This window comes from Escherichia sp. E2661 (assembly GCF_004745185.1).
Lineage (GTDB): Bacteria > Pseudomonadota > Gammaproteobacteria > Enterobacterales > Enterobacteriaceae > Escherichia.
In genome coordinates this window covers 286,582-301,048 of record NZ_PDIG01000001.1, presented here as the reverse complement: position 1 = coordinate 301,048, position 14,467 = coordinate 286,582, and the positions used below count along the sequence as shown (strand labels likewise).

10 protein-coding genes and 2 pseudogenes are annotated in these 14,467 nt (G+C 50.9%); 8 read left to right on the top strand and 4 right to left on the bottom strand.

Annotated features, from left to right (window positions below; translation table 11 throughout):
• Positions 1-52 precede the first annotated feature (52 nt).
• The gene (gene zapC, locus CRI63_RS01650) at positions 53-595 is read left to right on the top strand and encodes a cell division protein ZapC (protein ID WP_064528385.1); all 543 of its coding nucleotides are present in this window, start codon (positions 53-55) and stop codon (positions 593-595) included.
• Here the strand turns inward: zapC and ycbX are convergent.
• Positions 592-1,701, bottom strand: coding sequence for a 6-N-hydroxylaminopurine resistance protein YcbX (gene ycbX / locus CRI63_RS01645; protein ID WP_135518304.1), 1,110 nt, complete (start codon positions 1,699-1,701; stop codon positions 592-594). The genes zapC and ycbX overlap by 4 nt on opposite strands.
• Before the next feature lie 242 nt (positions 1,702-1,943).
• Between ycbX and rlmKL the strand changes: the two are divergent.
• From rlmKL to rmf, 6 genes and pseudogenes are all read left to right on the top strand, one after another.
• Positions 1,944-4,053: pseudogene (gene rlmKL / locus CRI63_RS01640) on the top strand (bifunctional 23S rRNA (guanine(2069)-N(7))-methyltransferase RlmK/23S rRNA (guanine(2445)-N(2))-methyltransferase RlmL).
• Between the two features lie 11 nt (positions 4,054-4,064).
• Positions 4,065-5,972, top strand: coding sequence for an ABC transporter ATP-binding protein (locus CRI63_RS01635; protein WP_135518302.1), 1,908 nt, complete (start codon positions 4,065-4,067; stop codon positions 5,970-5,972).
• Positions 5,973-6,175: 203 nt separating this feature from the next.
• Positions 6,176-7,430, top strand: a pseudogene (gene pqiA / locus CRI63_RS01630) (membrane integrity-associated transporter subunit PqiA).
• A 4-nt stretch (positions 7,431-7,434) separates the two neighbouring features.
• A complete protein-coding gene (gene pqiB / locus CRI63_RS01625) occupies positions 7,435-9,075 on the top strand; it encodes an intermembrane transport protein PqiB (protein ID WP_130205377.1) in 1,641 nt (546 codons plus the stop codon).
• Complete coding sequence (pqiC, locus tag CRI63_RS01620; RefSeq protein WP_064528397.1) at positions 9,072-9,635, top strand: membrane integrity-associated transporter subunit PqiC; 564 nt, start codon at positions 9,072-9,074, stop codon at positions 9,633-9,635. The genes pqiB and pqiC overlap by 4 nt, the downstream gene beginning before the upstream one ends.
• A gap of 255 nt (positions 9,636-9,890) precedes the next feature.
• Positions 9,891-10,058, top strand: coding sequence for a ribosome modulation factor (rmf, locus tag CRI63_RS01615; protein WP_000828648.1), 168 nt, complete (start codon positions 9,891-9,893; stop codon positions 10,056-10,058).
• Between the two features lie 69 nt (positions 10,059-10,127).
• Here rmf and fabA read toward each other — a convergent pair whose 3' ends face one another.
• Together fabA and CRI63_RS01605 are read right to left on the bottom strand one after the other, a co-directional pair.
• Entirely contained in the window at positions 10,128-10,646 is a 519-nt protein-coding gene (gene fabA / locus CRI63_RS01610) for a bifunctional 3-hydroxydecanoyl-ACP dehydratase/trans-2-decenoyl-ACP isomerase (RefSeq protein WP_000227926.1), read from the bottom strand.
• A 68-nt stretch (positions 10,647-10,714) separates the two neighbouring features.
• Positions 10,715-12,475: a Lon protease family protein gene (locus tag CRI63_RS01605; RefSeq protein ID WP_135518300.1), complete on the bottom strand. Its 1,761-nt coding sequence runs from the start codon at positions 12,473-12,475 to the stop codon at positions 10,715-10,717.
• Between the two features lie 185 nt (positions 12,476-12,660).
• Between CRI63_RS01605 and matP the strand changes: the two genes are divergently transcribed.
• Positions 12,661-13,113, top strand: a complete 453-nt coding sequence (matP, locus tag CRI63_RS01600; RefSeq protein ID WP_064528401.1) for a macrodomain Ter protein MatP — start codon at positions 12,661-12,663, stop codon at positions 13,111-13,113.
• 72 nt (positions 13,114-13,185) lie between these two features.
• On the opposite strand, the gene ompA is transcribed toward matP, so the two are convergent.
• Positions 13,186-14,238 (bottom strand): porin OmpA, encoded by a 1,053-nt coding sequence (gene ompA, locus CRI63_RS01595; RefSeq protein WP_064528817.1) that lies wholly within the window; start codon positions 14,236-14,238, stop codon positions 13,186-13,188.
• Between the last annotated feature and the right edge of the window lie 229 nt (positions 14,239-14,467).

Genomic DNA, 14,467 nt, shown 5'->3' with positions numbered 1-14,467 from the left:
GAAGCGACAATGGAATATGTTGCAGTGGATTTATAGGGTAGAGGAGACGCATATGCGAATTAAACCAGACGATAACTGGCGTTGGTATTATGATGAAGAGCATGATCGAATGATGCTTGATTTAGCCAATGGCATGCTATTTCGCTCACGTTTTGCGCGCAAAATGTTGACACCAGATGCCTTTTCTCCAGCGGGATTCTGCGTTGATGACGCCGCGCTCTATTTCTCGTTTGAAGAAAAATGCCGCGACCTTAACTTATCAAAAGAACAAAAAGCTGAACTGGTGCTTAATGCGCTGGTGGCTGTTCGTTATCTCAAACCGCAAATGCCGAAAAGCTGGCATTTTGTTTCTCATGGTGAAATGTGGTCGCCAGTGCCGGGTGATGCAGCCTGTGTCTGGTTAAGCGATACCAATGAACAAGTCAGCCTGCTGGTTGTTGAATCTGGCGAAAATGCCGCGCTGTGTCTCCTTGCGCAGCCTTGTGTTGTCATCGCCGGTCGCGCCATGCAACTGGGTGACGCCATCAAAATTATGAATGACAGACTGAAACCTCATATGAGTTATGACAGCTTCAGCCTTGAACAGGCCGTTTAACCTTTCAGTTTCAATGCAGTCTTCGGTACACAACTACAGCAAAGAATTGTCCCGTCGTCGCTCATAGCTGATTTTTTCAGCGGGGTGACTTCGCCTTCCAGAAGCTGAACCCGACAACTTCCGCATATGCCCGCGCGGCAAGAATAGGGGATCCGAATCCCTTGATTTTCTAATTGCTCCAACAAAACCTGTTGATTATTACCGCGAAATGCCAGTCCTTGCCAGTCGATATCTACATTTGCATCCATTTGCTGCGTTGTCGGGAGAGTATCGTCTGCGGCTGCCGCGCCGTAGATTTTCGCCGGTGCAGTTGCAAGAATTTCCACTGCATCACCAACACGAACAACGCCACTATTGCGGGCAATTAAATTCTGACCAAAATCGACATCGCCATTATCCCGGGCAGTGCGGAATGATTGCAGCGTTTTTAACGGTTCGCCTGCCGGATGCTTTTGTCCTTTTTCCGGGCTGACAGTGGTGAAAATACAGCGGCTGCAGGGCTTTACGACGTCAAACACCACATCGCCAATGCGAATCACTTTCCAGGTATCTTCTTCCCAGGCTGCCGCGCCGGAAACCACCAGATTGGGGCGAAATTGCTCCATTTTTACACTTGCCGGGCAGCGTTGCTGCACATCACGCAGTGAGGCTTCATTAGCGAGCAGATACGGATAGCCATCAGCAAACGACAAGGGTACAGTGTTATGGCGTTTTACGCGCCGTGTCATCTGCGGTCCTACCCAGCGCAGTTGCACTTCACGGGAGAAAAAGCCGCTTAACCATTTGTTGATCTCATCTGGCGCAATGCGTGCAGTAAAATGGTTACCCCACACTTCGGTTGGCGCGTCCTGCATAGCGAAATCAGCAAAACGGATGTATGCGCTGCTGCCATCTGGCGCGGTGAGATGTAAGCCGTCATGCACGGGCGAAGGGGTAAACCGCACCATTTGCGGAAACTGGCGGGCAGTAATAAACGTACCGTCAGGTTCTGTGACCATGAAGATGCGATCGAAGGCCAGACCGCTGACATCAGCCAGAGCATGTGTCAGACCGATGCCGCGCATCGATTTAACAGGATGAATAAAAAGCCGGGTTAATGTCGTCACGGTGCGGTCCTCAAATGAAAATAAGCCCTCAACTTTATGACATGACGCGCTTATTAGCTATAATGCGCAACAATTTTCTTAGTGCCTATCCCGTTAGGCTATTTTATTTGTCAGTTTAGCCCTGGGCAGTGCTCGAAATCCTCACGTACTGGTGTACGTTCCGGTTTCTCCGTGCTGTCCATGTCCAAACTGACTGCAACAATTACGCCTACTGCGGTAGGCCTTAGAGTAAAAGTGACGATATGAATTCTCTGTTTGCCAGTACGGCCCGTGGGCTGGAAGAGCTGTTAAAAACTGAACTCGAAAACCTGGGGGCCGTTGAATGCCAGGTGGTTCAGGGTGGGGTCCATTTCAAGGGCGACACGCGGCTTGTTTACCAGAGCCTGATGTGGAGTCGCCTGGCCTCGCGTATTATGTTGCCGCTGGGCGAGTGTAAGGTTTACAGCGACTTAGACCTTTATCTCGGCGTTCAGGCGATCAACTGGACAGAGATGTTTAATCCTGGCGCGACCTTTGCTGTCCATTTCAGTGGTTTGAATGACACCATACGCAACAGTCAGTACGGTGCGATGAAAGTGAAAGACGCGATCGTCGATGCTTTCACGCGGAAAAATCTGCCGCGTCCAAATGTTGATCGCGATGCGCCGGATATCCGCATTAACGTCTGGCTGCATAAAGAAACCGCCAGCATCGCTCTCGATTTAAGTGGTGATGGTTTGCATTTGCGCGGCTATCGCGATCGTGCTGGTATTGCGCCGATCAAAGAAACTCTGGCGGCGGCAATTGTGATGCGTTCCGGTTGGCAGCCAGGAACACCGCTGCTCGATCCAATGTGTGGTTCTGGTACGTTGCTGATTGAAGCGGCGATGCTGGCGACCGACCGCGCACCGGGCTTGCACCGCGGGCGTTGGGGCTTTAGCGGCTGGGCGCAACATGATGAAGCTATCTGGCAAGAAGTAAAAGCGGAAAGCGCAAACCCGCGCCCGTAAAGGCCTGGCGGAGTATAGCTCCCATTTCTACGGTTCCGACAGCGATGCGCGGGTGATTCAACGTGCGCGCACCAACGCCCGTCTTGCGGGGATTGGCGAACTGATCACTTTTGAAGTGAAAGATGTCGCGCAATTGACCAATCCGCTGCCGAAAGGGCCATACGGTACAGTGTTGAGTAACCCGCCTTACGGCGAACGTCTGGACAGCGAACCGGCGCTGATTGCGCTGCATAGCCTGCTGGGCCGAATCATGAAAAACCAGTTCGGCGGCTGGAATCTCTCTTTATTCAGTGCCTCGCCGGATCTGTTAAGTTGCCTGCAGTTGCGTGCAGACAAACAGTACAAAGCGAAAAACGGTCCATTAGACTGCGTGCAGAAAAATTACCACGTTGCCGAAAGCACTCCAGACAGCAAACCGGCAATGGTGGCAGAAGACTACGCCAACCGTCTGCGTAAGAACCTCAAAAAATTCGAGAAGTGGGCTCGCCAGGAAGGAATTGAATGTTACCGCCTGTATGACGCCGATCTGCCGGAATATAACGTTGCTGTTGACCGTTATGCCGACTGGGTGGTGGTGCAGGAGTATGCGCCACCAAAAACCATTGATGCGCACAAAGCGCGTCAGCGTCTGTTCGATATTATCGCTGCAACTATTTCGGTACTCGGGATTGCGCCAAACAAACTGGTACTGAAAACCCGTGAACGCCAGAAGGGCAAAAATCAGTACCAGAAACTGGGCGAGAAGGGCGAGTTTCTTGAAGTCACCGAATATAACGCTCACCTGTGGGTGAACCTGACGGATTATCTTGATACTGGTTTGTTCCTCGATCACCGTATCGCCCGTCGTATGCTCGGTCAGATGAGCAAAGGCAAAGATTTCCTCAACTTGTTCTCCTATACCGGTAGCGCCACCGTGCACGCGGGATTAGGCGGCGCGCGCAGCACCACTACGGTGGATATGTCGCGTACCTATCTGGAGTGGGCAGAACGAAACCTGCGCCTTAACGGCTTAACCGGTCGTGCGCATCGCCTGATTCAGGCCGACTGCCTGGCGTGGTTACGTGAGGCTAATGAACAGTTCGATCTGATCTTTATCGATCCACCAACGTTCTCTAACTCAAAACGAATGGAAGATGCGTTTGATGTTCAGCGCGATCATCTGGCGCTGATGAAAGATTTGAAACGTCTGCTGCGCGCAGGTGGGACGATCATGTTCTCGAACAACAAACGTGGTTTCCGTATGGATCTTGACGGACTGGCAAAACTGGGACTGAAAGCACAAGAAATTACGCAAAAAACGCTCTCCCAGGATTTCGCCCGTAACCGCCAGATCCACAACTGCTGGCTGATTACCGCAGCCTGAAAGGAATAGTAATGTCATTAATCAGTATGCATGGCGCATGGTTGTCGTTCAGCGACGCGCCGCTTCTCGATAACGCAGAACTGCATATCGAAGATAACGAACGTGTTTGTCTGGTAGGCCGTAACGGCGCGGGCAAATCGACGTTAATGAAGATCCTCAACCGTGAACAGGGGCTGGATGACGGTCGCATTATTTACGAGCAAGATTTGATTGTAGCTCGTCTGCAACAGGATCCGCCGCGTAACGTTGAGGGTAGCGTTTATGATTTCGTTGCCGAAGGCATTGAAGAACAAGCGGAATACCTGAAACGCTATCACGATATTTCGCGCCTGGTGATGAACGACCCGAGCGAGAAGAATCTCAACGAACTGGCGAAGGTTCAGGAACAGCTGGATCACCACAACCTGTGGCAACTGGAAAACCGCATCAACGAAGTGCTGGCACAGCTTGGGCTGGATCCTAACGTCGCGCTGTCGTCGCTTTCCGGCGGCTGGTTGCGTAAAGCCGCATTAGGGCGAGCGCTGGTGAGTAATCCGCGCGTGTTGCTGCTCGATGAACCGACTAACCACCTGGATATTGAAACCATCGACTGGCTGGAAGGTTTCCTGAAAACGTTCAACGGTACGATTATTTTCATCTCCCACGACCGTTCATTTATTCGCAATATGGCGACGCGCATTGTCGATCTTGATCGCGGCAAACTGGTGACCTATCCGGGGAATTACGACCAGTATCTGCTGGAAAAAGAAGAAGCCCTGCGCGTGGAAGAACTACAAAATGCCGAGTTCGATCGCAAACTGGCGCAGGAAGAGGTGTGGATCCGTCAGGGGATCAAAGCACGCCGCACCCGTAATGAAGGCCGCGTACGCGCCCTGAAAGCAATGCGTCGCGAGCGTGGTGAACGTCGCGAAGTGATGGGTACCGCAAAGATGCAGGTGGAAGAGGCCAGCCGCTCCGGTAAGATCGTTTTCGAAATGGAAGACGTTTGCTACCAGGTTGACGGCAAGCAACTGGTGAAAGATTTTTCTGCCCAGGTTCTACGTGGCGACAAAATTGCCCTGATTGGTCCGAATGGGTGCGGCAAAACCACGCTGCTGAAACTAATGCTTGGTCAACTTCAGCCGGACAGCGGACGCATTCACGTCGGCACTAAACTGGAAGTCGCCTATTTTGACCAGCACCGCGCGGAACTCGATCCCGACAAAACGGTGATGGATAACCTTGCTGAAGGTAAGCAAGAGGTGATGGTTAACGGTAAACCGCGCCATGTACTGGGCTATTTACAGGACTTCCTGTTCCATCCGAAACGGGCGATGACGCCGGTGCGCGCGCTTTCTGGCGGGGAACGTAACCGTCTGCTTTTGGCGCGTCTGTTCCTGAAACCCAGTAACTTACTGATCCTCGACGAACCGACCAACGATCTCGATGTTGAAACGCTGGAACTGCTTGAAGAGCTGATCGACAGCTACCAGGGTACAGTATTGCTGGTTAGTCACGATCGTCAGTTTGTTGATAACACCGTAACAGAGTGCTGGATCTTCGAAGGTGGCGGCAAAATTGGCCGTTATGTCGGCGGTTATCACGACGCGCGCGGACAGCAAGAACAGTATGTGGCGTTAAAACAGCCTGCGGTGAAAAAAAACGAAGAAGTAGCTGCGCCGAAAGCAGAAACTGTAAAACGCAGCAGTAGCAAACTAAGCTATAAATTGCAGCGCGAATTAGAACAGCTACCGCAACTGCTTGAAGATTTGGAAGCAAAACTGGAAGGCTTACAGGCGCAGGTGGCAGATGCCTCTTTCTTCAGCCAGCCCCATGAGCATACGCAAAAAGTGCTCGCTGATCTGACTGCCGCTGAACAGGAACTGGAGCAGGCTTTTGAACGTTGGGAGTATCTTGAAGCGTTAAAAAATGGTGGCTGATCGCTAATCAGTTAAGTGAAAAGAGAGACTGCTGATAACGGCCAAATTGCCTGATGCGCTACGCTTATCTGGCCTGGGTGGAAACGTCAATTTATTGCGTTTCCACGAGCTCCCTGAGCGGATAATGCGGTAGTTCAGCATCCGGCATTAAAGCGAGTGCTATGTCAGCATTCTGTAGAATAGCGCATCATTAAGGAGTACCAATGTGCGAACATCATCATGCCGCGAAGCACATCCTGTGCTCGCAGTGTGACATGCTGGTGGTTTTACCCCACCTTGAGCATGGTCAGAAGGCGGCATGTCCTCGGTGTGGCACAACGTTAACCGTTGCGTGGGATGCCCCTCGACAGCGTCCTACCGCTTATGCGTTGGCTGCACTGTTCATGCTGCTGCTGTCCAACCTGTTCCCTTTTGTCAATATGAACGTTGCAGGGGTAACCAGTGAGATTACGTTGCTGGAAATCCCGGGCGTACTGTTTTCCGAGGACTATGCCAGCCTTGGTACTTTTTTCCTGTTGTTTGTACAACTGGTCCCCGCGGTTTTGCCTGATCACTATTTTACTGTTGGTTAATCGCGCGGAAATACCTGTTCGTTTAAAAGAACAACTGGGGCGGGTACTTTTTCAGCTTAAAACCTGGGGAATGGCGGAGATTTTCCTTGCCGGTGTGTTGGTCAGTTTTGTCAAACTGATGGCTTACGGCAGCATTGGCGTGGGCAGTAGTTTCATTCCCTGGTGTTTATTTTGTGTGCTGCAATTACGCGCCTTTCAGTGCGTTGATCGCCGCTGGTTATGGGATGATATTGCCCCGATGCCAGAGCTTGACCAGACGCTGAAACCGGGCATAACGGGAATACGCCAGGGGCTGCGCTCTTGCTCATGCTGTACGGCAATTCTTCCTGCCGATGATCCAGTGTGTCCGCGCTGTGGCACCAAAGGATATGTTCGACGCAAAAACAGTCTGCAATGGACGCTGGCACTGCTTTTTACGTCGATCATGTTATATCTCCCGGCGAACATCTTACCCATTATGGTGACCGATTTTTTAGGCTCTAAGATGCCGTCGACTATTCTCGCCGGGGTTATCTTATTATGGAGCGAAGGCTCTTATCCGGTTGCCGCCGTCATCTTTTTAGCCAGTATCATGGTGCCAACTTTAAAGATGATCGCCATAGCCTGGCTGTGCTGGGATGCGAAAGGGCACGGCAAGCGTGATAGTGAAAGAATGCATTTGATTTACGAAGTTGTTGAGTTTGTAGGCCGCTGGTCAATGATTGACGTTTTCGTGATAGCGGTGCTCTCGGCGCTGGTGCGTATGGGAGGCTTAATGAGTATTTATCCGGCAATGGGTGCATTAATGTTTGCTTTAGTCGTCATTATGACAATGTTTTCTGCGATGACGTTTGATCCACGTTTGTCGTGGGATCGTCAACCTGAACCAGAGCATGAGGAGTCCTGACAGTATGGAATCTAATAGTGGGGAAGCCAAAATCCAGAAAGTGAAGAACTGGTCCCCTGTGTGGATATTTCCCATCGTTACGGCACTCATCGGGGCCTGGGTACTTTTTTATCATTACAGTCATCAAGGGCCGGAAGTTACCCTGATCACTGCTAATGCGGAAGGAATAGAAGGCGGCAAGACTACCATTAAAAGTCGTAGCGTGGACGTCGGTGTGGTCGAAAGTGCCACGCTGGCTGATGATTTAACGCATGTTGAAATCAAAGCGCGTCTCAACGCCGGTATGGAAAAACTGCTGCACAAAGATACTGTCTTTTGGGTAGTGAAACCACAAATTGGTCGTGAAGGTATTAGTGGCCTTGGTACGTTGCTTTCCGGTGTGTATATCGAGTTGCAACCGGGGGCTGCCGGCAGCAAGCAAACAAAATATGATTTGCTTGATTCTCCACCGTTGGCCCCACCAGATGCCAAAGGGATCCGTGTCATTCTTGACAGCAACAAAGCTGGGCAACTCACGGCGGGAGATCCCGTCCTGTTTCGTGGTTATCGCGTAGGGTCGGTTGAAACCAGCACCTTCGATACCCAGAAGCGTAATATCAGCTATCAACTGTTCATCAATGCGCCTTATGACCGCCTGGTAACGAGCAACGTTCGCTTCTGGAAAGATAGCGGCATAGCGGTGGATCTGACCTCGGCGGGGATGCGCGTAGAGATGGGGTCATTGACGACGTTGCTAAGTGGTGGTGTCAGCTTTGACGTGCCTGAAGGGCTGGATTTGGGACAGCCGGTTGCGCCAAAAACGTCATTCGTTTTGTATGATGATCAGAAGAGTATCCAGGATTCACTGTATACAGATCACATTGATTATCTGATGTTCTTTAAAGATTCGGTACGCGGTCTGCAACCTGGCGCGCCAGTGGAATTCCGCGGTATTCGTCTCGGTACGGTAAGCAAAGTGCCATTCTTTGCGCCGAATATGCGTCAGGTCTTTAACGATGATTATCGCATTCCAGTCATGGTGCGTATTGAACCAGAACGACTGAAAATGCAGTTAGGTGAAAATGCTGATGTGGTAGAACACCTGGCCGAATTGCTGAAGCGCGGTTTACGCGGTTCACTGAAAACCGGGAATCTGGTCACGGGAGCGCTGTACGTCGATCTGGACTTCTATCCAAATGCTCCGGCAATTACCGGTGTGCGTGAGTTTAATGGCTATCAAATAATCCCGACCGTTAGCGGTGGTCTGGCGCAAATCCAGCAACGTCTGATGGAAGCGTTGGATAAGATTAACAAACTGCCGTTGAATCCGATGATTGAACAGGCGACCAGTACGTTGTCGGAAAGTCAGCGCACGATGAAAAACCTGCAGACTACGCTGGATAGTATGAACAAGATCCTTGCCAGCCAGTCGATGCAACAGTTGCCGACGGATATGCAGTCGACACTGCGCGAATTGAACCGCAGCATGCAGGGCTTCCAGCCGGGTTCCGCAGCTTATAACAAGATGGTGGCGGATATGCAGCGTCTTGATCAGGTATTGCGTGAACTGCAACCGGTTCTGAAAACGCTCAACGAGAAGAGCAACGCGCTGGTATTTGAAGCGAAGGATAAAAAAGATCCAGAGCCGAAGAGGGCGAAACAATGAAAAAGTGGCTAGTGACGATAGCGGCACTGTGGCTGGCCGGATGCAGCTCCGGTGAAATTAACAAAAACTATTACCAATTACCTGTGGTGCAGAGCGGTACGCAAAGTACCGCCAGCCAGGGTAACCGCCTGCTATGGGTCGAGCAGGTTTCCGTACCTGATTATCTGGCAGGGAATGGTGTGGTATACCAGACCAGTGATGTGAAGTATGTGATTGCCAATAACAACCTGTGGGCCAGCCCGCTGGATCAACAGTTGCGCAATACCCTGGTCGCTAACCTGAGTGCGCAACTGCCCGGTTGGGTCGTAGCCTCCCAGCCTTTGGGAAGTACCCAGGACACGCTTAATGTGACTGTGACGGAGTTTAACGGCCGTTACGATGGTAAGGTGATTGTGAGTGGCGAATGGCTACTAAACCATCAGGGACAACTGATAAAACGTCCGTTCCGTGTGGAAGGTGTGCAGAATCAGGATGGCTACGATGAAATGGTCAAAGTGCTGGCCAGTGTCTGGAGTCAGGAAGCCGCGACTATTGCGCAAGAGATAAAGCGTCTACCTTAATTATAAAGATTTGTAAATATAACCGTCTCCGGCATGTAGCCTGAGGCGGTTTTTTTGTTTATAAGCCATGAGAAAACTTGTTCCGCTTCACATTTTTTGTACAACCGACATGCCCGTGTAGCTCACAAATATGGCAGTGGCGTGAATTTTGCGCATTGACGGCAGTTATGATTCGCGGTATTGCTTAACTGTGATTGCACATTTAGTAATCACTGTTTTCTTTTCCACCAGAAACCAGTATGAGGGAAACGAGGCATGAAGAGACAAAAACGAGATCGCCTGGAACGGGCACATCAACGTGGTTATCAGGCCGGCATCGCCGGACGCTCAAAAGAAATGTGTCCCTATCAGACGCTGAATCAAAGGTCACAATGGCTGGGAGGCTGGCGAGAAGCCATGGCGGACAGGGTAGTAATGGCCTGATTCTGTCTCTTTAAAAAGAAACCTCCGCATTGCGGAGGTTTCGCCTTTATATACTCTGTCTGATTAAAATCAGAATGCAGACGTATCCTGGAACAGACCCACTTTCAGGTCGTTGGCGGTATAGATCAAACGACCATCAACCAGCACTTCGCCATCCGCTAGGCCCATAATCAGACGACGGTTAACAATGCGTTTAAAGTGAATACGATAGGTCACTTTTTTCGCCGTCGGCAGCACCTGGCCTGTGAATTTCACTTCGCCAACGCCCAGGGCGCGGCCTTTACCTTCGCCGCCCAGCCAGCCGAGGTAGAACCCTACTAGCTGCCACATCGCGTCCAGGCCCAGGCAGCCCGGCATTACCGGATCGCCGATGAAGTGGCAACCGAAGAACCACAGGTCCGGATTAATATCCAGCTCTGCTTCTACATACCCTTTGTCGAAGTTACCGCCCGTTTCAGTCATTTTGACCACACGGTCCATCATCAGCATGTTCGGTGCTGGCAATTGTGGGCCTTTAGCACCAAACAGTTCACCGCGACCAGAGGCAAGAAGGTCTTCTTTTGTATAGGATTCGCGTTTATCTACCATGTTCTCTGTAAGCCTTATTTTATTGAAGCACGCAGGATAGCTAACACGTGTACGCTGAACAAGTCCGATCAGTTCGGAATAAACCAGTTCAGCCAACGTAGTGGCCACGGAAAACGGTGACGCCCTTCCTGTTGCGATGCTTGCGCGATACGTTCCTGGATAGTTTGCATCAGCGTCGTCTGGCCTTCGCCATCCCACACCAGATTTAATAATAACGGCAGTGCATCAGTCACATCGTCCACTGCCCAGATGGTGAATTTGCCTTCCTCTACCGCCTTCACCAGTTCACTGTGAAGACTTAAATGGCGAACGTTAGCGCTGGGGATAATCACACCTTGCTTCCCACTTAACTCACGCTGCTGGCAAATAGCAAAGAAGCCTTCGATTTTCTCATTCAGACCGCCCACAGGCTGGGCGCGACCGAACTGATCCACTGAACCTGTAATGGCGATACTCTGATTCACCGGGACATCAGCAAGGGCACTGATCAGAGCGCAGAGCTCGGCCATTGATGCGCTGTCACCATCCACTTCACTGTAAGATTGCTCAAAGGTCAGTGACGCCGAGAAAGGGATCTGTTGCTCAAGCTGAAGTTCCGACATCAAAAACGCCTGCATGATCATCATCCCTTTAGCGTGAATGTTGCCGCCAAGCTCCGCTTTGCGTTCGATGTCGGTGAATTCACCATCGCCAATATGCACAACGCAGCTAATGCGAGAAGGTTCGCCAAATGCGCGTGGATGGCCTGGAAATTCAATGACCGAAAGGGCGTTAATTTGCCCGATGCGTTCACCTTCGGTTTCAATCAGGATCTGCTCCTGAAGGATTTCATCCTGCATACGCTCGGCGAGGAAACCTTCGCGCCATTCCCGCTGCTGTAGCATTAAGTTTAGCTGCTCGCCAGAGAAGGTATCACCTTCGCACAATGAAGCGACCTCTTTACACTGGCGGAGGATCCACTGCGGACTAAGGGGCAGCGTTTCTTGCTCACCGGTATAGCGTACTGCTTCGCGGATAAGCACCGGCCAGGCGTCGGCATCTGGCGCTGGCAAGTGGTTAAGTCTGGCAATAAACGTCACCCAGCGACACCACTGGCGTACGGATTCGGCATCGACTATCTGCAGAGTATCTTCAAATTCGCTATAGATCGCTTGTTCAGACAGTTCTGGCTCCATCTCCTGGAAATCGGCCAATGAATCGCGTTCGCCTACCAGAATGACCTTCAGCTTCAATGGCATTGAAGGTACAGAGACGGGGAGAGGGCGCGACTCATCAAATGCTATCCAATCGAAGCGTTCGCGGTTGACGATGTTCTTCAGACGCATCCACAGCAATGGCTGGGCCAGCAGTGTACGCAAGGAGATAATCAAAATGCCGCCATTGGCCTGATGTACCAGTCCTGGCTGCAAGGTAATGTCGCCATTAAACTGGCGCAAACAGCCAAAAAGCTGTTCGGCTTCAGCCCAGTCAGCAGTAACAACCTGGGTTAAGGTCGCAAAATTATCGTCAGTGCTAACTGCGTTCCGTAAGCGTATGGTGTGGCCGGAAATCTCATAGTGAGCGCCCATCAGTTGGCCTGCATCGCTTTGTAGCGTGCGTGCAGCATCGGCTATAAGATTCAGATAATCGGATTCTTCCGGCGCTTTTGCCAGTATAAAAGAGGATGATGCCCGCGCGTGCAGCAACTGCTCAAGCGCAAATTGCAGTCGCGGTTGAGTGTCACTGAATAAAGGATCGTTTTCGTCAATCAAATGTGGCTGTGCGAATACTTCCTGATAGCTTTCGGTATCAGGAATCAGGTCACGCCATGCAAGTTTCGTAATGGTCAAAGTCGATGTTTTTTAGTCTGTTGTCAAAGGCGCGATTATACCGTAACCGGCACTGCAGCACACGTAGAAAGCACCGACAAAAGTCCCGGCATGCGCGTTAAAGCTCACAGGACAGAGATTCTTTTCATCACACAGGTAAAAAGCTGATATTCTGTAAAGAGTTACACGGTAACATTGAGATCGCTATGAAATATCAACAACTTGAAAATCTTGAAAGTGGTTGGAAATGGAAATATCTGGTGAAGAAGCACCGTGAAGGTGAGTTGATCACCCGTTACATAGAGGCCAGTGCCGCCCAGGAAGCCGTCGATGTGTTGCTATCGCTGGAGAACGAACCTGTACTCGTAAATGGCTGGATTGAAAAACATATGAATCCAGAGCTGCTTAATCGCATGAAACAGACGATTCGGGCCAGACGAAAACGGCACTTTAATGCGGAGCATCAGCATACGCGCAAGAAATCTATCGATCTGGAATTTATTGTCTGGCAAAGGTTAGCAGGGCTTGCGCAACGTCGTGGTAAAACGCTATCCGAAACGATTGTCCAGCTGATTGAAGATGCGGAAAACAAAGAGAAGTATGCGAATAAAATGTCTTCTTTGAAGCAGGATTTGCAGGCATTACTTGGTAAGGAATAACTGGCGAAGGTCATTTACTTTACTACAGATGAAAAAACCCCGCAGTAGCGGGGTTTTTTATTAGACGAGAACTTAAGCCTGCGGCTGAGTTACAACGTCTTTGATGCCTTTAACTTCGATCTCTACGCGACGATCCGGAGCCAGGCAGTCGATCAGAGCAGCACGCTGTTTCACGTTGTCACAGGTGTTGCCAGTAACCGGGTTGGATTCGCCCATACCACGTGCGGAGATCTTGTCAGACGGGATACCTTTGGAGATCAGGTAATCAACGACGGACTGAGCACGACGCTCGGACAGACCCTGGTTGTAAGCGTCAGAACCGATGCGGTCAGTGTAACCCAGAACAACTACGGAACCGTCTTTCGGATCCAGGTTGCTCAGCTGGCTGTACAGCTGATCCAGAGCAGCCTGACCTTCCGGTTTCAGGGTTGCTTTGTTGAAGTTGAACAGAACGTCAGACTTCAGAGTGAAGTGCTTGGTCTGTACTTCTGGAGCCGGAGCCGGAGCCGGAGCAACTACTGGAGCTGCTTCGCCCTGACCGAAACGGTAGGAAACACCCAGGCTCAGCAGACCGTTGTCCGGACGAGTACCGATGGTGTTAGCGTCACCGATGTTGTTGGTCCACTGATATTCCAGACGGGTAGCGATTTCTGGAGTGATCGCGTACTCAACACCACCTGCGAATACCGGAGAAACGCCGGTGTCGTGGTCTTTAAAGGATGGGCCACCAGGTACGTTAGCCTTGGTGTCTGCGCGCCATACCATACCACCCAGACGAGTGTAGATGTCCAGATCGTCAGTGATTGGGTAACCCAGTTTAGCGGTCAGCTGAACGCCCTGAGCTTTGTATGCGCCGTTGATGTTGTCGCCTTTGTACGGCATACGACCTAACCAGTCGTAACCCATTTCAAAGCCAACATACGGGTTAACCTGGTAACCACCAAAAGCACCTGCACCCAGTTGGTTTTCGTGGGTCGGACCATTGTTAGGAATGAAACCAGTGTCATGGTACTGGGACCAGCCCAGTTTAGCACCAGTGTACCAGGTGTTATCTTTCGGAGCGGCCTGCGCTACGGTAGCGAAACCAGCCAGTGCCACTGCAATCGCGATAGCTGTCTTTTTCATTTTTTGCGCCTCGTTATCATCCAAAATACGCCATGAATATCTCCAACGAGATAACACGGTTAAATCCTTCACCGGGGGATCTGCTCAATTGTAACTCTGCCGATAAATTCGGCTTATGCCGAGCACCCCTGGCGATGTAAAGTCTACAACGTAGTTGAAAACTTACAAGTGTGAACTCCGTCAGGCATATGAAAAAAAAGACTTGTATAAGGTGCGTTTAACCTTTTTT